This window comes from Trujillonella endophytica, from assembly GCF_900110555.1.
GTDB lineage: Bacteria > Actinomycetota > Actinomycetes > Mycobacteriales > Geodermatophilaceae > Trujillonella > Trujillonella endophytica.
In genome coordinates, this window is the sequence record NZ_FOEE01000013.1 from 78,567 (window position 1) to 96,379 (window position 17,813).

A 17,813-nucleotide genomic window follows, 5' to 3' on the forward strand; every position below is an offset into this window, starting at 1 on the left:
TTCCTCCGGCCTCCCCCGACCGCTCGGCCGGAGGGCCCCCGTGCAGCCGGCGCCCAGCATGGTGCCCCGGCTGCCGACACGCCAGGGCAGGGCGTCAGCCGGCGGGCGGCTGCCCGTAGAAGACCTGCTCCACGACCGTGCGGGCGTGCCGGGTGGTGCGGCCGTACTCGTCGAGGAACTGCCCGGGCTCGACGTCCGGCCCGGCACCGCTGGCCCGTGCCACGCCGGCCAGCTCCACCCCCGGGCGGGGCAGCTGGTCGCTGGGCCGGCCCCGCACCAGGAAGATCGCGTTCCGGGCGCGCGTGGCCAGCTGCCACGCGGTGCGCAGCGCCTCGCCCTGCTCGGCCTCCAGGTGCCCGGCGGCCACCAGCGCGTCCAGCGCCTCCCCGGTGGAGGTGACCTGCAGTCGCGGTTCGCCGGCCGCGTGCTGCAGCTGCAGCAGCTGGACGGTCCACTCGACGTCGGCCAGGCCACCGCGCCCGAGTTTCGTGTGGGTGGCCGGATCGGCGCCGCGGGGCAGCCGCTCTCGCTCGACGCGGGCCTTGATCCGCCGGATCTCGGCGACCTGCTCGGCGCTGAGGCCGCCCGCGGGGTACCGCAGCGGCTGGATCATCTCCACGAACGCCGTCGCCAGCGCCTCGTCCCCGGCGACCGGCGCCGCGCGCAGCAGCGCCTGGATCTCCCACACCGACACCCAGCGCTCGTAGTACTCGCGGAAGGCGTCCAGGCTGCGGACCAGCGCGCCCTGCCGGCCCTCGGGCCGCAGGTCGGCGTCGACCTCGAACGCCGGGTCGGGCGCCGGCTCGCCGAGCAGCCGGCGCAGCGTGTGGGCGACGGCGTTGGCCGCGGCCGTCGCCTTCCCCTCGTCGGCCCCCTCCCGCGCGCGCGAGACGAACAGGACGTCGGCGTCCGAGCCGTACCCCATCTCGCCCCCGCCGAGGCGCCCCATGCCGATGACGGCGAGGTCCACGGGCATCTCGTCGACGCCGATGCCCGTGCCCGCGGCATGGGCGCGGACGGCGACGTCGAGGCCGACCTGCAGCGTGGCGACCGCGATGTCGGTGAGCGCGCACCCCACCCGGACGACGTCCAGCCGGCCCAGCAGGTCCGCCGACGACACCCGCAGCAGCTCCTGGCGCCGCAGCCCGCGCAGCACGCGGATGCCCGCCTCGGGGTCCGCGGCCCGGCCGGCCGCCTGCCGCCAGGCGCGGGTCAGGGTGTCGGCGGAGCGGGGCTCGAGCTCGTCGTCGTCGGCAAGCAGCCGCAGGGCCTCCGGCGCCCGGGTGAGCAACCCGGCCACGTACTGGCTGGACCCGAGCAGCTGGGCCAGCCGCTCGACCACCTGCCCCTCGTCGCGCAGCAGTCGCAGGAACCACTGGTTGCCGCCGAGCGCCTCGCTGACCTGGCGGTAGGCGAGCAGCCCCGCGTCGGGGTCGGGGCAGTCGGCCAGCGTCTGCAGCACCACCGGCAGCAGGTACTTCTGCATGGACGCCGAGCGGCTCACGCCGCCGGTCAGGGCGCCCATGTGCCGCAGCGCCCCCTCGGCGTCGGCGAACCCGAGGGCGCGCAGCCAGTCGCCGGCGGCCTTCGATCCCAGCTGGGCGGCCTCGGCGGGCACCTTCGCCACCGCCGAGAGCAGCGGGCGGTAGAAGAGCTTCTCGTGCAGCCGGCGCACCTCGCGGGTGTGCAGGGCGAGCTCGGCGTCGAGGACGGCGACGGCGTCGCCCCGGTGGTCGGGCTTGTACCCCAGCGAGCGGGCCAGCCAGCGCAGCTGCTGCTCGTCGGTGGGCAGCAGGTGGGTGCGGCGCAGGCGGAGCAGCTGCAGCCGGTGCTCGACCGTGCGCAGGAACCGGTAGGAGGCGATCAGCGTGGCAGCGTCGTCGCGACCCACGTAGCCGCCGGTCGACAGCGCCATGAGCGCCGGCAGGGTGCCGCCGACGCGCAGGGTCCGGTCCACCCGGCCGTGCACGAGCTGCAGCAGCTGGACGGCGAACTCCACGTCGCGCAGCCCGCCGCGGCCGAGCTTGAGCTCGCGGTCGGCGTGGCCGGCCGGGATGTTGGCCTCCACCCGCCGGCGCATGGCCTGCACCTCGGCGACGAAGCCGGGGCGGTCGCCGGCCTCCCAGACCCGCGGGAACAGCTCCTCGACGTAGGCCCGCCCCAGGTCGGGGTCGCCGGCGACCGGCCGCATCTTCAGCAGCGCCTGGAACTCCCAGGTGTGCGCCCACTGCCGGTAGTAGTTCGCGTGCCCGGAGAGGGTCCGGACCAGCACCCCGGCCTTGCCCTCGGGGCGCAGCGCCGCGTCGACCTCCCAGGCCGCCTCGCGGCAGATCCGCATGAGCGCCGCGGCGACCCGGGTGGCGCTGCTGAGCGCGGGCGCCTCGGGGTCGTCGGGGTCGACCGGCTCGGCGACGAAGACCACGTCGACGTCGCTGACGTAGTTGAGCTCCCGCCCGCCGGTCTTGCCCAGGGCGATGACCGCGAGCCGGCAGGGCGCCGCCGAGGCGGGCTGCTCGGCGACGGCGACGGCCAGCCCCGCGGCGAGGACGGCGGCGGCGATGTCGGCCAGCTCGGTGGCGACCTCCTCGGCGGGCACGGAGTCCCCCAGGTCGCGGCCGGCCAGCGACAGGATCGCCCGGCGGTAGGCCAGCCGGAGGTCGGCCACCCGCTGCGGGGTCGCGTCCGGTGCCGCCCGGCCCAGGCGCACGCCCCACGGCGGGTCGTCGGGGTCGGCGCCGACCGCGGCCAGCATCCGCCGCTGCAACGCCTGCGGCGTGGGCCGCGCGAGGCCCCGCTCGTCGTCGCCGCCGTCGTCCAGCACGGTCCAGTCGCCGGGGTGGGTGGCCAGGTGGTCGGCCAGCCCGGAGCTCGCGCCGAGCACCGCCAGCAGGCGGCTGCGCAGCTGCGCGGACCCCCGCAACCGGGCGAGCAGGGCGGCCGCGGACCCGCCGGAGCGGTCGTCCCGGTCCAGCGACTCGACCAGCCGTCGCAGGGAGAACACCGCGAGGTCCGGATCGCCGGCGCGGGCCAGCGCGGAGACGACCGGAGCGGCCTCGGGGTCGGCCGGCTCGTTGCGCTCCAGGTCCCACAGCCCGAGCGCGGGGTCCGACAGCAGCTCGGCGGCCCTCGCCCCGTCGCTGAAGCCGAACCGGACCAGCCGGACGACGGCGGGCCGCGGGATCTCCCGGGACGCGGTCACGCCCGGCTCCCGGCGGCGCGGACGAGGTCGGCGAAGCGCTCGGCGAACGGTGCCCACACGGCGGCGAGGTCCTCGGCGGCCGCGGCCGCCCGCGCCTCGTGCCCGGCGGGGTCGGTGGGCGACGCGGCCACCCCGACGGGGTCGCTGTCGGCCCAGGCCCGCACCATCTCCGGCGTCGTCTCGATGTGGAACTGCAGGCCGTAGCCGTGCCGCCCGATCCGGTACGCCTGGTGGGCGTACATCGGGCTGCTGGCCAGCAGGGTCGCGCCGGCGGGCAGCTCGACGATCTCGTCGTGGTGCCACTGGACGACGTCGGGCGACAGCGGCATCGGCCCGAACAGCGGATCGGCTCCGGCGGCGTCCCGCTTGGCGACCAGCGTGGCGCCGACCTCGGGGCCGAGCACGCCCACGCGCACCCGGCCGCCACCGGCGAGCGCGAGCAGCTGGGCCCCCAGGCAGACGCCGAGCGTCGGGGCGTCCGCGGCCACGGCCTGCGCCAGCAGCGCCCGGACGCCGACCAGCTCCGGCGAGGTCCCGGCGTCGTCCAGCGACGACTGCGGCCCGCCCATCACCAGCAGCCCGGCGTGGCCGGTCAGGTCCTCGGGCAGCGTGTCCCCTTCCCGCAGCGACCGCACGTCCAGCTCCAGGCCGGCCGCGCGCAGCCACTCCCCCAGCCGCGCCGGCGGATCGGTCGGGCTCGGGACGACGACGAGCAGGCGGGCGGGGCGGGCGGGCACGCCGTCGAGGTTAGTGCGGCCTGCCCGCCTCCCCGCGGCAGCGGCCCGGTCCGGGTCCGCGACCTACGATCGGCGGGTCGGCGGGGGCCGCCTCGAGAGCACGGAACGGACGGGGATGGCGACGTCGTCGATGCCGGGAACGGTCCCGCCGCTCGAGGAGGCACCGCCGGTCCCTGCGCTCGCGCGGCGCGTGCGCCGCGCGGCCCTGCTGCTGGTCCTGGCCTCGGTGGGGGTCCGCTGGTGGGTGCTCGCCGGGCGGGACCACTACGGCGACGACCTCCGGCTGCAGCACCTCGCCGACACGCACGCGCTGCTCTCGCCGTCCTACCTGCTCTACGACTACGACGGGCACCTCATGCCCGGGGGGCTCCTGCTCGCGGGGCTGGTGGAACGGGCAGCGCCGCTGCAGTGGGCCGCGGCGGGGGCGACGCTCGTCGGGATGACGCTGCTCGCGTCCCTGGCCCTGCTGCGCCTGCTGCGGATCCTGCTCGGCGACCGCCCGCGCCTGCTGCCGCCCCTGGTGTTCGGGCTGTTCACGCCGCTGACCCTCGGATCGACGACGTGGTGGGCCGCGGGCCTGAACTCGCTGCCGCTGCAGATCGGGACGGCGGTGTTCCTCGCCGAGGCGCTGCGGCTCGCGGAGACGGGCGCGCGCCGGCACGCGGTCCGCGGCACCGCGGCGCTCGCGCTGGCCCTGTGCTTCTACATGAAGGCGGTGCTCGTCCCCTGGATCGGCGTCGCGGTGGTCGCGCTGGTCCTGCTGCGCGACGGCGAGGACCGTCCGCTGGCCGCGGCGTGGCGGCGGTGCCGGGGGCTGTGGGCCGGGTCGCTGGCGGTCACCGCCGCCTGGGCGGTGGTGTACCTGCTCACCCGCCACCGGGCCCCCGTGGGCGGCGGGGACGTGTGGGACGTGGTGGCCACGGTCCGCACCGGCCTCGGCGTGCTGTCGGCGGCGGTGCTCGGCGGCCCGGTGGGCTGGACCGACGTCCCCCCGCAGACCCCGCTCGCCCGGTCGCCGGCCGCGATGGTCGTCGGCGGGGCGCTCGTGCTGCTCGCCGCCTGCGTGTGGACGTGCGTGCACCGGCGGGGCGCGGCCGCCGTCTGGGTGCTGGCGGTCGGGCAGGCCGTGGCCGGCCTCGCCATCGCGGGCGCGGGGCGGGCCGGCCTGGGGGTCGGCGAGGTCGTGCCGCTGGCCGGCCGGTACTACGCGATCGAGGCCGTCCTGCTGCCCGTGGCCGGGGTCCTGCTGCTCACCATGCCCGCCCGCGGCGGGCCGGGCCGGGACCTGCCCGGCGGCCGGGCCGTCGCTGCGGCCACCGCCGCCACCGTCGTCTTCGCCGCCGTCGCGCTCGTCTCGACCGTCGACCACGCCCGCGCGTGGGCGATCGACCGGACGGGCGCGTACCTGGCGGCGGCCCGGGAGTCCCTGGCCGGCGCCGGCCCGGCCGCGCTCCTGGACCAGCAGATGCCCGCCGACGTGATGTGGCAGCTGGGCTACCCCGCCAACCTGATCTCCCGCGCGCTCTCCCCGCTGGTGGACCGGCCGGTCATCGCCGCCTGGACGCCCGAGCTCCGCCTGCTCGACGACGGCGGGCACCTGCGGCCGGCGACGGTCGAGCCGGGTGCGTCGCTGACCGCGGGACCGACGCCGGGGTGCGGGTGGTCGGTCTCCCCGGGCGCCGGCGCCGACGTGGCGATGACCGGGGCGATGGTCCCGTGGGAGTGGACGGCGCGCGTCGACTACGTCGCCGACCGGGACGGCACCGTCGTCGTCGGGCTGGACGACGGCGAGCCCGTGCCGGCGGAGGTCCGCGCGGGCGACAACACCCTGTTCGTCCGCCTGGGCGGCGGCGGCCCGGCGCTGCACGTGACGGTGCAGACGCCGGGCCTGGAGCTGTGCATCACCGGGGGCGCCGTCGGCGAGGTCGTCCTCACCTGACCCGGGCAGAAGCGCGAGATTGCCCCGGGGCAGAAGCGCGAAATTGCCCCGGGGCAATAGTGCGGAATTGCCCCGGGGCAGTAGTGCGGAATTGCCCCGGGGGGCTACAGGCCGGGGAGGTACCGCTTCAGCTCGAACGGCGTGACGTTCTGCCGGTAGGAGTTGAACTCCTCCCACTTGTTGCGCAGGAAGAACTGGAACACGTGCTCGCCGAGGGTCTCGGCGACGAGCTCGCTGCTCTGCATCGCCGTGAGCGCCTCGCCGAGGCTCACCGGCAGGTCCTCGTAGCCGGCGGCGCGGCGCTCGGTGTCGGTGAGCGACCAGACGTCGTCCTCGGCCTCGGGCGGGAGCTCGTAGCCCTTCTCGATCCCGCGCAGGCCGGCGGCCAGCAGGACGGCGAAGGTCAGGTAGGGGTTGCACGCCGAGTCCGGCGAGCGCACCTCGACGCGCGCCGACTGGCCCTTGTTGGGCTTGTAGCTGGGCAGCCGCACCAGGGCCGACCGGTTGGCCCGGCCCCACGTCGCGGCGGTCGGCGCCTCGGTGCCGGCCAGCAGCCGCCGGTAGGAGTTCACCGTCTGGTTGGTGACGGCGGTGACCTCGCGTGCGTGGGTGAGCAGGCCGGCGATGAACTGCTTGCCGGTCGTCGACAGCTTCATCGGGTCGGCCGGGTCGTGGAAGGCGTTGCGGTCGCCCTCGAACAGCGACACGTGCGTGTGCATGGCCGACCCGGCGAGGTCGGTGAACGGCTTGGGCATGAACGTCGCGTGCACGTCCTGGGCGAGCGCGACCTCACGGACGACGTGCCGCAGCGTCATGATGTTGTCGGCCATCGACAGCGCGTCGGCGTAGCGCAGGTCGATCTCCTGCTGCCCGGGCGCGACCTCGTGGTGGCTGAACTCCACCGAGATGCCCATCGCCTCCAGCGCGAAGACGGCCTCGCGGCGGAAGTCGTGCGCCACGTTGTGCGTGGAGAGGTCGAAGTAGCCGCCGCTGTCGGCCGGCTTGGGCGGGCTGCCGTCGGTCGGCAGGTCCTCCAGCAGGAAGAATTCGACCTCGGGGTGGGTGTAGAAGGTGAACCCCATGTCGGCGGCCTTGCCCAGCGTGCGGCGCAGCACGTGCCGGGGGTCGGCCCACGACGGCGACCCGTCGGGCAGCGTGATGTCGCAGAACATCCGCGCGGTGTCGCTGGGCCGGCCCTCGCGGGAGGGCATGACCTGGAAGGTCCCGGGGTCGGGCTTGGCGAGCATGTCGGACTCGTAGACCCGGGCGAAGCCCTCGATCGCCGAGCCGTCGAAGCCGATGCCCTCGGCGAAGGCCGCCTCGATCTCCGCCGGCGCGACCGCGACGGCCTTCAGGTAGCCAGAGACGTCGGTGAACCACAACCGCACGAAGCGGATGTCGCGTTCCTCGAGGGTGCGCAGGACGAACTCCTGCTGTCGATCCATGCTCGCCATGATCCAGTCCGCTCATTGCTGCGATGTGAACTGCCGGTGTGTGACGCCCCCAGGGTGCCCGGTCCGGCGCCGTCGCACACGACCCGGCGGCGCAGGACCTCTTCCGCGTGTCGGGTGATCATCGGAACAGGGCACCCGCCTGGCCCGGCCGGGGGCCGCGGAGTTGGATGGGCCCGTGAGCGAACAGCTGCAGCTCAGGGTGGCCCTGGCCCAGGTGGACACCCGGGTCGGCGACATCGACGGCAACGCCGCACTGGTCGTGGACTGGGCCGCGCGCGGCGCGCAGGCCGATGCCCACGTCGTCGTCTTCCCGGAGATGACGCTGACCGGCTACCCGCCCGAGGACCTCGTGCTGCGGGAGTCGTTCGCGCGGGCCAGCGAGCGCGCCGTGGTGGAGCTGGCCACGACCCTGGACGAGCGGGGCCTGGGCGGCACCGCGGTGGTGGTGGGCTACCTCGCGCACACCGAGGGTCCCGGTCCGGCCGCCGTCGACGAGCCACCGACGGCCGACGAGGACCGCCCGGCCGACGCCAACCCCCGCCACGGCGCCCCCCGCAACGCCGCGGCCCTGCTGTACGGCGGCGAGGTCGTGATCCGCTACTACAAGCGGCACCTGCCCAACTACGGCGTCTTCGACGAGGCGCGCTACTTCGTCCCCGGCACCGAGCTCCCGGTGGTGCGGCTGCACGGTGTGGACGTCGCGCTCACCGTCTGCGAGGACCTCTGGGTCGAGGGCGGCCCCTGCGGCGTCGCCGGCCAGGCCGGGGTGGACGTCGTCCTCTCCCCCAACGCCTCGCCCTACGAGCGGGCCAAGGACGACGCCCGCCTGCCGCTGGTCCGCCGCCGCGCCGCCGAGGCGCGGGCGACGATCGTCTACTGCAACCAGGTCGGCGGGCAGGACGAGCTGGTCTTCGACGGTGACTCGATGGTCGTGGCTCCCGACGGCACGCTGCTGGCCCGCGCCCCGCAGTTCGTCGAGCACCTGCTGACCGTCGACCTGGCGATCGACCCGTCGGCGGCACCCGAGCGCCGCGAGGGCCGGATCGGGCCGATGACGGTGACCCGGCACGTGCTCTCGACCGAGCCGGTGCCCGCGTTCGCGGCGCGCCAGGGCGAGGTCGCCGAGCCGCTGAGCGACTGCGAGGAGGTCTGGCGCGCCCTCGTGCTCGGGCTGAAGGACTTCATCGACAAGAACGGCATGCCCTCGGTGGTGCTCGGGCTGTCCGGCGGCATCGACTCGGCGCTGGTGGCCGCGCTGGCCGTGGACGCCCTCGGCGCCGACCGGGTGTACGGCGTCGGGCTGCCGTCGAAGTGGTCCAGCGAGCACTCGCTGGACGACGCCGCGGACCTCGCGCGCCGCACCGGGCTGCACTACTCCGTCGTGCCGATCGCGCCGATGGTCGACGCCTACGAGGCCTCGGTGGAGCTCTCCGGCGTCGCCGCCGAGAACCTGCAGGCGCGGGTGCGCGGCACGCTGCTGATGGCGCTGTCCAACCAGCACGGGCACCTGCTGCTGACCACCGGCAACAAGAGCGAGGTCGCCGTCGGCTACTCGACGCTGTACGGCGACTCGGCCGGCGGGTTCGCGCCGATCAAGGACGTGCCCAAGACGCTGGTCTGGGAGCTGGCGCGCTGGCGCAACGCGCACGCCGCCGAGCGGGGCGAGACCGAGCCGATCCCCGTCAACTCGATCGAGAAGCCGCCGTCGGCCGAGCTGGCACCGGGGCAGCAGGACTCCGACTCGCTGCCCTCCTACGAGGAGCTCGACGCCGTCGTCGCGGACTACGTCGACCGCGACCTCGGCCTGGCCGCGCTGCTCGAGCGCGGCCACGACCCGGAGGTCGTGGCGCGGGTGCTCCGGCTGGTCGACACGGCGGAGTTCAAGCGCCGGCAGTCCGCGCCCGGCACCAAGATCAGTCTCAAGGCGTTCGGCCGCGACCGCCGGCTGCCCGTCACCAACCGCTGGCGGGAGACCCTGCCGACCGTCCGCGAAGGAGCGAAGGCATGAGCGAGTCGCCGCTGTACGGGGGGACCTCGACCGCGCGGGTCCGGGTGCACCACCTCCAGCAGGCCAAGGAGCGCGGCGAGAAGTGGGCGATGCTCACCGCCTACGACACGGTCAGCGCGTCGGTCTTCGAGGAGGCCGGCATCCCGGTGCTGCTCGTGGGCGACTCCGCGGGCAACGTCGTCCTCGGGCACACCTCGACCGTGCCGGTGACCGTCGAGGACATCCTGCTGATGACCAAGGCCGTCACCCGCTCGACGAAGCGGACGCTGGTCGTCGCCGACATGCCGTTCGGCAGCTACGAGGCCGGGCCCCAGCAGGCGCTGGAGAACGCGTTCCGGCTGATGAAGGAGGGCGGCGCGCAGGCGGTCAAGCTCGAGGGCGGGGTGCGGGTCGTCGCCCAGATCAAGGCGCTGGTCGACGCGGGGATCCCCGTCATGGCGCACATCGGGTTCACGCCGCAGAGCGAGCACGCCCTCGGCGGGTACCGGGTGCAGGGCCGCGGCGCCGGCGCCGACCTGCTGCGCGCCGACGCCCGCGCGGTCGAGGACGCCGGGGCCTTCGCCGTCGTCCTGGAGATGGTGCCCGCCGCGATCGCCGGCGAGGTGACCAAGGAGCTGCGGATCCCGACCATCGGCATCGGCGCCGGCGTGGACACCGATGCCCAGGTGCTGGTCTGGCCGGACATGGCCGGGTTCACCGGCGGGCGGGTGCCGCGGTTCGTGAAGAAGTACGCGGACCTGCGTGCGGAGCTACTGCGCGCGGCGCAGGAGTACGCCGACGACGTCCGCGGCGGCACGTTCCCCGGCCCGGAACACTCCTTCGAGTAGCCCGGGGGCGGGTCCTCCGCCGTCCGGTCCGCCCGCGCGCCGCGCGACGCCGTCACGTTGGCGGCGGTTTCCGGGCCGTCGCGCGCACTCTGCGGGCGTGTCGGGGACGGTGCGGGCGCGATCCCGCCCGCACCGTCGGGATCTCCCCGGCACGGTGACGCCGGCCGTCGGTGTCGGTCCCGGCGTCGGCCGGCCACGGACCCGCCCCGACCCCGCTCAGCCGCGCCGGCGCCGACCGCGGTCGAGCGCCCGCTGCACCCGAGGCCCCAGCACCTGCGGGGTGAGTTCCTCCCAGGTCCAGCGGACGGCGCCCCAGTCCTCCTCGCGGATGGCGTCCTCCCGGCGCTTCTCCTCGAACACGACGTCCCCCGCGGCCTGACCCGGCTTCAGCAGCCGCCCGTACTTCACCCGGCCGTCGAACTCGCCGACGACCCGCACGTCCTCCCACGCGAAGTCGGCGCGGCCGATCGGCACCGCGGCGCCGGGGACCTCGATCTCCAGCTGAAGTGCGGACGGGGCGAGGCCCAGTCGGTGCAGCAGCACCCGGCTGCGGCTCTCCCCCACGCTCTCGCTGCGCCCGTCGGCGAAGCGGACCGCGCGAGCGGCGGATCGGGCACCCGGGAGGCGGCCGAGTTCCTGGGCCCCCGCCACCAGCGCCTCACCGCCCAGTTTCCGGTGGAACAGCATCGCGTCGAGCGTGGCGACGGCGGCCTCGAACGGCAGCGCCCGGGCCAGGTCGAGCGCCGTCCGCACGGGGCTGGTGACCGCCACCCCGCCGACGGTCACCACGTCGTCGTCCGCCAGCCGGGCGACGTGGCAGCGCAGGTGCCTGCCGACCTCGCTCGACGCCGGCGGCGTGCGGGTCACGTGCACCCGCCCCAGCGGGACACCCCACATCGGCAGGCCGAGGAGGACGGCCGCGGACTGGTGGCTGACCACGGCCGGACGGCGGAGCGCGGCCAGGGTCGCGGTGATCAGGTGCCGGTGCCGCCGGGCGGGATCCCGGATCGCGGACGCCGGCGCGTACGCCCCGGGACGCAGCCGCGCCATCTCCCCGCGGCGCAGCCGGCGATCGAGCTCGTCGTCGGACCAGCCCTCCGCGAGAGCGGCGCGGCGCAGGACGAGCTCGGAACGCAGGACCGGATCGGCGGACTCCATGACCCGACCGTCGCGCCCCGTGGGCCCCGAGACGATCCCGCGGAGGCAGCCGTGGATACGCCCCGCCCCTGTGGACGGCGCACCTTGCCGGCGCCCTCCCGACGTTGCGCGCGCGATCGCGCCCGCAACGACCGGAAAGCGCCGGCAGGGTGACGGGACCGGCCCCCGACCGCGCCCCGACCGCGCCCTGGCCCGGGCCGGTCAGACGTCGGTGATGCGGACCCCGGCGTGCGCCTTGTACCGGCGGTTGACCGACACCAGGTTCGCGGTCAGGGCCTCGACCTGGCGGGCGTTGCGCAGCCGGCCGGCGTAGACCCCGCGCATCCCGGGGATCCGCCCGGCCAGCGCCTGCACCAGGTCGGTGGAGGCGCGGTCGTCGCCGACGACGAGCACGTCGCCGTCCAGGGTGGGCTTGGAGAGGTCCTCCAGGAGGACGGCGGAGAGGTGGTGGAACGCGCCGACCACGTGCGAGTCGGGCAGCAGCGCCGCCGCCTGCTGGGCCGCGCTCCCCTCCGGCACGTCGAGCACGTAGGCACCGAGCTCGTCGAAGCCCATCGGGTTGACGCAGTCGACGACCACCTTGCCGGCCAGCGGCTCGACCAGCTCGCGCAGCAGGTCGGCGTGCCCGCCGAAGGGCACCGCGACGATCACCAGGTCCGCCGCGCCGGCGACGTCGGCGTTCGCGCCGCCGGTCACCGAGGCCTCGTTCCCCGTCGCCGCAGCGGCGCGCTCGGCGATCTGGCCGGCCACCTCCGACGCCCGCTCGGCGTCGCGCGAGCCCAGCAGGATCCGCTGTCCCGCGGTGGCCAGGCGCACGGCCAGGCCCCGGCCCTGTGGTCCGGTACCCCCGAGCACTCCGACGACCAGTTCTTCCACGGCGCGTCCGTCCGACACGGTGCCTCCTCGCGACCCCCGGACCGTCCGGTGTCCCGCCCCGATCATGCCTGGGCCGTCAGTCGCCCTCCCACCGGCGGTCCTCCTCGGTCAGCTTCTGCTCGCGCTCGGCGACCGTCTGCAGCGCGTGCTCGGCCTCCGACCGGGTCGCGAACGGGCCCAGCCGATGCCGCTCCGCGCAGCCGTCCTTGGTCTCCACCGTCTGGTGCTTGATGCAGTAGAACCACGGGCCCTCGGCCATGGGCACCTCTCCCCGCACTGACTCGGCTCCGACGAGATGCGAACCTACCCGTGCCCGGCCCCGACCACCCGAGGAGCGAAGACGACGTGCCCTCGTCGCCCGAGATCGGGCTGCTGTACTTCGCGACCGACCGGTCGATGCCCCTCCTGGACGTCGCCCGCGCGGCCGCGGAGCGCGGCTTCGACTCCCTGCTCCTGCCCGAGCACACGCACATCCCCGTCTCCACGGCGTCGTCCTTCCCGCGGGGCGGCGCGGTGCCGGAGCGCTACCTGCGCACCCTCGACCCGTACGTGGCGCTGGCCATGATGGCCGCCGAGACCGACCTGAGGATCGGGACCTGCGTCGCGCTCGTCGCCCAGCACGACCCGATCGCGCTGGCCAAGACCGTCGCGACGCTGGACCACCTGTCGGGCGGCCGCTTCACGCTCGGGGTCGGCTACGGCTGGAACGTCGACGAGCTCGCCAACCACGGCCGGGACCCCCGACGGAGGCGGGCCATCGTGCGCGAGCACGTCGCCGCCATGCGCGCGCTGTGGCGGGACGAGCAGGCCGAGTTCCAGGGCGAGCACGTGACCCTGTCGCCCAGCTGGGCGTGGCCGAAGCCCCCGCCCGAGCGGCCGGTCCCGGTGCTGCTGGGCTGCTCCCCGACTCCCCGCGGCTACGAGTCGATCGTCGAGTGGGCCGACGGCTGGATCCCCGCCGCGCCCTCTCCGGAGCTGCTCGCCGACTGGCTCGCGACGCTGCGGGCCCAGTGGGAGCTCGCCGGACGCGACGCCGCGGGACCCGTGGTCTGGACCCTGCAGGGCCCGGCGGACGACGACACCCTCGCCCGACACCTCGACCGGTACCGGGAGCTCGGGGTGCACCAGGTGGTCCTGGACCTCCAGACCGTGCCCCGGGAGGAGCTCCTGCCGACCCTGGACCGGTACGCAGCCGTGGTGTCCGCCCACGCCGACGGGCGCTGACCCGCCGGCCTCCGCGCCCCCGAACGGCGCGCCGATCGGTTACCGCGGGCCGGAGGGCGTGAACCCGGCGAGGAGCACGAGCCGGCAGTCGGCGGCGGCACGCCGCAGGGCCGCCGCCTCCTGGTAGGAGTCCGAGGAGTACCAGGCCCGGGCCGCCTCGACCGACTCGAACTCCAGGACCACCGTCTGGGTCGCGGGCCAGTCCCCCTCCAGGACCTCCGGGTCCCGGTCGACGACGAGGACCCGGGCGCCGCTCGCCATGAGCGACGGGGCCGCCGCCCGGTTGTAGGCGTCGATGCCCTGCTGGTCGTGGATCGTCTCCGTGACGACGACGTAGCCCTTCGGCATGGCAGCACTCCCTGTCTCCGGCGCGCGTCCGCACGCACGCCCGGGGATCATCGCCGACGGCCGATGCCGGTCAGCGCGCCCCCCGCCGGTCCTCGACCGGTCCCTCGCGGTGGCCGGTGTAGTCCCACAGGCTGACGACACCGATCCCCAGCCGCACCGAGCGCAGGTCCTCGGTCAGCTGCACCGACTCGTCGAGCTGGGTGGCCTCCTCCGAGTCGGGGCCGTGGAGCGCCGCCATCTCGGCGCGGTGGGTGGGCGTGTCCCGCAGGACGTAGCGGTCGCCGTCGTCCGTCGTGACGACGACGACCGTGACCTCCTCGTTCAGGACGTACGGGTCGGTCTCCCCCGCGTCGGTCTCCCCCGGGTCGCGCTCCCGCTCCGCCGCGTCAGACATCGACCATCACCTGGTCGTGCCGGGCGTAGAAGGCGGTCATCTCCTCCGGGCTCGGCCGGCGGCCGCTGCGGCGCAGCTCGGCCATCTCGGCGAAGAACTCCTCGCGGGCGATCCCGGGGGTGAACAGGATCAGGAAGGTCGCCGGCTCGTCGGAGTCGTTGCGGAAGCCGTGCACCCCGCGCTCGTGGGCGAGGGCGAAGTCGCCGGCCCGGCACGGCTGCCACCGGTCCCCCGCGTACAGGGTCAGCTCCCCGGCGACGACGTAGAACGACTCGGAGAAGGTCGAGTGGACGTGCGGGTCCGCCCCCCGGGAGTGCGGGGCCAGGCGGTACTCGACGAGGCCGAACCGGCCGGCGGTGACGGCGCCGGGGGCGACCATCCGCAGGGCCGAGGAGCCGGCGTCGGTCAGGGGGTGGTCGGCGAGGGTCCGCACGTCGACGGCGCCGGGTTCCAGGTGCGTCACGGCCCCAGCCTGACCCCGATCGGGGCGTGTTGCCCAGCCTCCCGGGTGAGGTCGTACGCCCCGGTGGGTCCGCGGGGGCCGCTCGGTGCGGCATCCTCCCCCCGTGAGCAGGCAGCGGGGGGACGCGCGGCAACCGGCCGGGACGACGGTCCCGTCCGGCAGGCGGGCGCCCGGGCACACCGTGGCGGCCCTGACCGTCGCCGTCCTGGTCGCCGCCGGCGCGGCGATGGGCTCGATCAACCTGCTGGTCGACGACGTGATCCGCCCCGGAGCCTCGCGCTGGATCTACGGCGCGACGATGCTGCTGCTGGGCGTGGTCGCGGCGACGCTGGCGGTGCGCCGGCGCATCGGCCGCTGGACGATCTTCGCCCTGGTGCTCCTGGGCGATCTGATCTACCTCGTCATCGCCCTGTCGGTCACCGATCCGCTGCGCTACGCGACGCCGCTGATGATGCTGTTCGCGGCGTTCGTCGCGGCCTGGTTCCTCGACGGCTGGATGCTGGTGGCGCACCTGGTGGTCACGCCGGTGATCGTCGCCGTCGCGCTCGCCGGCAGTTACGACGACGTCGCGGGCCTGCTGGTGCAGGTGTGCGTCGACGCCGGCGTGCTGGACCTGGCCGCCGCAGGCGTGTTCGTGCTGCGCCGGCGGATCGAGCGGCTCCTCGCGTCGACGCAGGAGCTGTCCCGGCGCGATCCGCTGACCGGCCTGGGCAACCGGCGCCACCTGGAGGAGCAGGCCCGCCGGGTGTGGCGGCAGTCGCGCCGTGACGGCGTGCGGGTGGCGGCGATGGTGCTCGACCTGGACCACTTCAAGCAGCTCAACGACGCCCACGGGCACGCCGCCGGGGACGCCGTCCTGCGGTCGGTCGCTGCCGCGCTCACCGCCTCGGTCCGGCCCACGGACGTGCTGGCCCGTCTCGGCGGGGAGGAGCTCGCGGTGCTCGGCATGGTCGGCGACCCGACCGAGGCCCACCGGCTGGCCGAGCGGCTGCGCCGGGCCGTGGCCGGTGCCCGCACCGCCTCCGGGCACGTGGTGACCGCCTCGATCGGCATCGCCCTGGTCCGGCCGGCCGAGGGCGAGGACCCCGTGGACGGCCTGTGGCGGCTCCTCGACCTGGCCGACGCGGCCATGTACCAGGCCAAGCAGGGCGGCCGGGATCGCGTCGCCACGGTGCCGGCGCCGCGCCCGCCGAGCGCTCCGGCCGCGAGCGTGGTGGCGGGGACGGCGGACGAGATGGGTGGGGAGACGGCGGACGCCGGGGCCGCCTGACGCGTCTCCCCGGGGCGTCCCTCGAGGACGGGCCGCGACGGTGAGCGGGGCGCGTCGTTCTCTGCTTCCCTGTTTCGTGTGGTCCGCGTCCGCATCCCCGGGGGAACGCTCCTGGCCGGTGACCCGACGCGCACGGTGCCGCTGCCGCTGCGCGAGCAGGCCGACGTCCGGGACCGCTGGCTGACCCAGCGACTGCTGGACGTCCTGCCGGGCCTGATGGACGAGGCCGGCATCGACCTGTGGCTGGTCGTCGGGCGCGAGAACGCCGAGGACCCCGTGCTGGGCACGATGTTGCCGGCCACCTGGTTGTCGGCCCGCCGGCGCACGATCCTCGTGCTGCACCGCAGCGACGACGGCGTCACCCCGGTGGCGGTGTCCCGCTATCCCGTGGGGCAGTTCCTGCCCGCCTGGTCCGACGACGAGGTGGCCGGGGAGTCCTACGAGCGGTCGCAGTGGACGGCGGTGCGCCGCTTCGTCGAGCAGGCGGCGCCGCGGGCCATCGGCATCGACGTCTCCCCCGCCGTGGCCGCCGCCGACGGCCTGTCGCACTCCGACCACGGGCTGCTCGTCGAGGCGCTGGGGCCGTGGGCGGACCGGCTGGTGCCGGCCGAGCCGCTGGCGGTGCGCTGGCTGGAGACCCGGCTGCCGGAGGAGGTGGCGGCCCTGCGCGCGCTCGATGCGCGGCTGCAGGAGGTGGTCGCGCAGGCGTTCACCCCCGCCGTCCTCCGGGTGGGCGAGACGTCGGCCGCCGACCTGGCCTGGTGGCTGCGCCAGCGCCTCGACGACCTCGGGCTGGCGCCCTGGTTCCACCCCGTGGTGGACCTGCAGCGGGCGGGGGTCGCCCCCGTCGCCGAGCGGGGCACGCTCCTGCCGGCCGTGCCCTACGACGAGCCGGTGGCCCCCGGCGACCTCGTGCACTGCGACGTCGGCGCCGCGACCCTCGGCCTCGCCGGCGACCTGCAGCGCTCGGCGTACGTGCTGCGCGCGGGAGAGGCGGGGGTGCCCGCGGGCCTCGCCCGCGCCTTCGCCCTCGGCACGCGACTGCAGGACCTCACGACCGCCGAGATGCGCCCGGGCCGTACCGGCGACGAGGTGCTGGCCGCCGCCCGAGCGGCCGCGATGGCCGAGGGCATCGACGGCGAGGTGTACTCCCACCCCATCGGCGTGCACGGGCACGGCGCCGGGCCGGCCATCGGGCTGTGGGACGAGCAGGACGGCGTCCCCGGGCCGGGTGGCCACCGGCTGCGCCCCGACACCGCGTTCGCCCTCGAACTCGCCGTGCGGGTGGCCGTGCCCGAGTGGGGCGGTCGGTGCGTGCGGGTCGGGCTCGAGGAGGGCGTCGTGCTCACCGACTCGGGCGTGGCCTACCTCGGGGACCGGCAGCGCGAGCTGCTGCTGGTCCCCGGCGGCTGAGCGACCGGCCTACGTCTTCTTCGGCCTCTTCTTCGCCGACGACGGCGACGTCTTCGCGCTCTTCGTGCGCGCCTTCGCCGTCTGCCTGTCGTTGGCCTTCTGGATCGCGTCGACGAGTTCCTTCTTCTTCATCGTCGAGCGGCCGGGGACGTCGAGCTTCTTCGCCAGCGCCCGCAGGTGCTCCTTGGTGGCGTTGGCGTCGACGCCGCCCTTGGTCGGCCTCCCGGTGCCGCGGCCGCCGGCGGCCTGCGCGTCCGAGGGACCCTTCCGGCCGCCCTCCTTGGGCGCCCAGTGGTCGCCCACCTTCTCGTGGGTGTGCTTGACCGCCGACCACGCCGTGCGGTTGGCCCGCTCCTCGTCGCCGTAGGAGTCCATGGCGGCGTCGTAGGCCTTGGCGAAGGTCCGCTGCGCCTTCCTGTCCGACCGCTCGAGGGTGCTGGGCAGCTCGCCCTTCTTCGCGGTTCCGCTCTTCGTCGTCTTCGGCATGCGTCAGGGCCTACCCC

Annotated in this window: 16 protein-coding genes; 6 read left to right on the forward strand and 10 right to left on the reverse strand. The window is 75.6% G+C overall.

The features are described from left to right. Positions 1 to 94 precede the first annotated feature (94 nt). Positions 95 to 3,199, reverse strand: a complete 3,105-nt coding sequence (locus tag BMY88_RS18365; RefSeq protein ID WP_091946951.1) for a bifunctional [glutamine synthetase] adenylyltransferase/[glutamine synthetase]-adenylyl-L-tyrosine phosphorylase — start codon at positions 3,197 to 3,199, stop codon at positions 95 to 97. Next, complete coding sequence (locus BMY88_RS18370) at positions 3,196 to 3,936, reverse strand: type 1 glutamine amidotransferase (protein ID WP_091946954.1); 741 nt, start codon at positions 3,934 to 3,936, stop codon at positions 3,196 to 3,198. Before BMY88_RS18370 ends, BMY88_RS18365 begins: the two co-directional genes overlap by 4 nt. Before the next feature lie 115 nt (positions 3,937 to 4,051). Between BMY88_RS18370 and BMY88_RS18375 the strand changes: the two genes are divergently transcribed. Continuing rightward, positions 4,052 to 5,875, forward strand: a complete 1,824-nt coding sequence (locus BMY88_RS18375; RefSeq protein ID WP_091946957.1) for a serine/threonine-protein kinase — start codon at positions 4,052 to 4,054, stop codon at positions 5,873 to 5,875. 104 nt (positions 5,876 to 5,979) lie between these two features. Here the strand turns inward: BMY88_RS18375 and BMY88_RS18380 are convergent, their stop codons facing one another. After that, entirely contained in the window at positions 5,980 to 7,320 is a 1,341-nt protein-coding gene (locus BMY88_RS18380) for a glutamine synthetase family protein (RefSeq protein WP_091947167.1), read from the reverse strand. 184 nt (positions 7,321 to 7,504) lie between these two features. Here BMY88_RS18380 and BMY88_RS18385 point away from each other — a divergent pair, with 184 nt between their 5' ends. Both BMY88_RS18385 and panB read left to right on the forward strand, forming a co-directional pair. Further along, the gene (locus BMY88_RS18385; RefSeq protein WP_091946960.1) at positions 7,505 to 9,337 is read left to right on the forward strand and encodes an NAD+ synthase; all 1,833 of its coding nucleotides are present in this window, start codon (positions 7,505 to 7,507) and stop codon (positions 9,335 to 9,337) included. Beyond that, the gene (panB, locus tag BMY88_RS18390) at positions 9,334 to 10,164 is read left to right on the forward strand and encodes a 3-methyl-2-oxobutanoate hydroxymethyltransferase (RefSeq protein ID WP_091946964.1); all 831 of its coding nucleotides are present in this window, start codon (positions 9,334 to 9,336) and stop codon (positions 10,162 to 10,164) included. Before BMY88_RS18385 ends, panB begins: the two co-directional genes overlap by 4 nt. A 216-nt stretch (positions 10,165 to 10,380) precedes the next feature. On the opposite strand, the gene BMY88_RS18395 is transcribed toward panB, so the two are convergent. From BMY88_RS18395 to BMY88_RS18405, 3 genes are all read right to left on the reverse strand, one after another. Then, positions 10,381 to 11,322: a hypothetical protein gene (locus tag BMY88_RS18395; RefSeq protein ID WP_091946967.1), complete on the reverse strand. Its 942-nt coding sequence runs from the start codon at positions 11,320 to 11,322 to the stop codon at positions 10,381 to 10,383. A 201-nt stretch (positions 11,323 to 11,523) separates the two neighbouring features. Beyond that, the gene (gene npdG / locus BMY88_RS18400; RefSeq protein WP_091946970.1) at positions 11,524 to 12,216 is read right to left on the reverse strand and encodes an NADPH-dependent F420 reductase; all 693 of its coding nucleotides are present in this window, start codon (positions 12,214 to 12,216) and stop codon (positions 11,524 to 11,526) included. Between the two features lie 58 nt (positions 12,217 to 12,274). Continuing rightward, positions 12,275 to 12,457: a hypothetical protein gene (locus BMY88_RS18405; RefSeq protein ID WP_091946973.1), complete on the reverse strand. Its 183-nt coding sequence runs from the start codon at positions 12,455 to 12,457 to the stop codon at positions 12,275 to 12,277. Positions 12,458 to 12,543: 86 nt separating this feature from the next. Between BMY88_RS18405 and BMY88_RS18410 the strand changes: the two genes are divergently transcribed. Next, on the forward strand, positions 12,544 to 13,422 hold the full coding sequence (locus tag BMY88_RS18410; protein ID WP_211435710.1) for a TIGR03619 family F420-dependent LLM class oxidoreductase: 879 nt from the start codon (positions 12,544 to 12,546) through the stop codon (positions 13,420 to 13,422). Positions 13,423 to 13,461: 39 nt separating this feature from the next. On the opposite strand, the gene BMY88_RS18415 is transcribed toward BMY88_RS18410, so the two are convergent. The 3 genes from BMY88_RS18415 to BMY88_RS18425 form a co-directional block, all read right to left on the reverse strand. Continuing rightward, positions 13,462 to 13,770 (reverse strand): DUF1330 domain-containing protein, encoded by a 309-nt coding sequence (locus BMY88_RS18415; protein WP_091946976.1) that lies wholly within the window; start codon positions 13,768 to 13,770, stop codon positions 13,462 to 13,464. Between the two features lie 70 nt (positions 13,771 to 13,840). Next, positions 13,841 to 14,164 carry a hypothetical protein gene (locus tag BMY88_RS18420; protein WP_091946980.1) on the reverse strand — a complete coding sequence of 108 codons (324 nt, stop codon included), beginning with the start codon at positions 14,162 to 14,164 and terminating at the stop codon, positions 13,841 to 13,843. Beyond that, entirely contained in the window at positions 14,157 to 14,627 is a 471-nt protein-coding gene (locus tag BMY88_RS18425; RefSeq protein ID WP_091946983.1) for a cupin domain-containing protein, read from the reverse strand. Before BMY88_RS18425 ends, BMY88_RS18420 begins: the two co-directional genes overlap by 8 nt. 103 nt (positions 14,628 to 14,730) lie before the next feature. Here BMY88_RS18425 and BMY88_RS18430 point away from each other — a divergent pair, with 103 nt between their 5' ends. Beyond that, positions 14,731 to 15,897, forward strand: coding sequence for a GGDEF domain-containing protein (locus tag BMY88_RS18430; RefSeq protein ID WP_244524785.1), 1,167 nt, complete (start codon positions 14,731 to 14,733; stop codon positions 15,895 to 15,897). A gap of 78 nt (positions 15,898 to 15,975) precedes the next feature. Next, entirely contained in the window at positions 15,976 to 17,310 is a 1,335-nt protein-coding gene (locus BMY88_RS18435; RefSeq protein ID WP_244524786.1) for a M24 family metallopeptidase, read from the forward strand. A gap of 9 nt (positions 17,311 to 17,319) precedes the next feature. Here the strand turns inward: BMY88_RS18435 and BMY88_RS18440 are convergent, their stop codons facing one another. Then, a complete protein-coding gene (locus tag BMY88_RS18440; protein ID WP_091946986.1) occupies positions 17,320 to 17,796 on the reverse strand; it encodes a ChaB family protein in 477 nt (158 codons plus the stop codon). Positions 17,797 to 17,813: the final 17 nt, after the last annotated feature.

Excerpts from the sequence above, each read along its gene's own strand:
- BMY88_RS18375 (WP_091946957.1), top strand. The coding sequence starts at position 4,052 with ATGGCGACGTCGTCGATGCCGGGAACGGTCCCGCCGCTCGAGGAGGCA.
- BMY88_RS18380 (WP_091947167.1), bottom strand. The coding sequence starts at position 7,320 with ATGGATCGACAGCAGGAGTTCGTCCTGCGCACCCTCGAGGAACGCGAC.
- panB (WP_091946964.1), top strand. The coding sequence starts at position 9,334 with ATGAGCGAGTCGCCGCTGTACGGGGGGACCTCGACCGCGCGGGTCCGG.
- BMY88_RS18395 (WP_091946967.1), bottom strand. The coding sequence starts at position 11,322 with ATGGAGTCCGCCGATCCGGTCCTGCGTTCCGAGCTCGTCCTGCGCCGC.
- BMY88_RS18405 (WP_091946973.1), bottom strand. The coding sequence starts at position 12,457 with ATGGCCGAGGGCCCGTGGTTCTACTGCATCAAGCACCAGACGGTGGAG.
- BMY88_RS18415 (WP_091946976.1), bottom strand. The coding sequence starts at position 13,770 with ATGCCGAAGGGCTACGTCGTCGTCACGGAGACGATCCACGACCAGCAG.
- BMY88_RS18420 (WP_091946980.1), bottom strand. The coding sequence starts at position 14,164 with ATGTCTGACGCGGCGGAGCGGGAGCGCGACCCGGGGGAGACCGACGCG.
- BMY88_RS18440 (WP_091946986.1), bottom strand. The coding sequence starts at position 17,796 with ATGCCGAAGACGACGAAGAGCGGAACCGCGAAGAAGGGCGAGCTGCCC.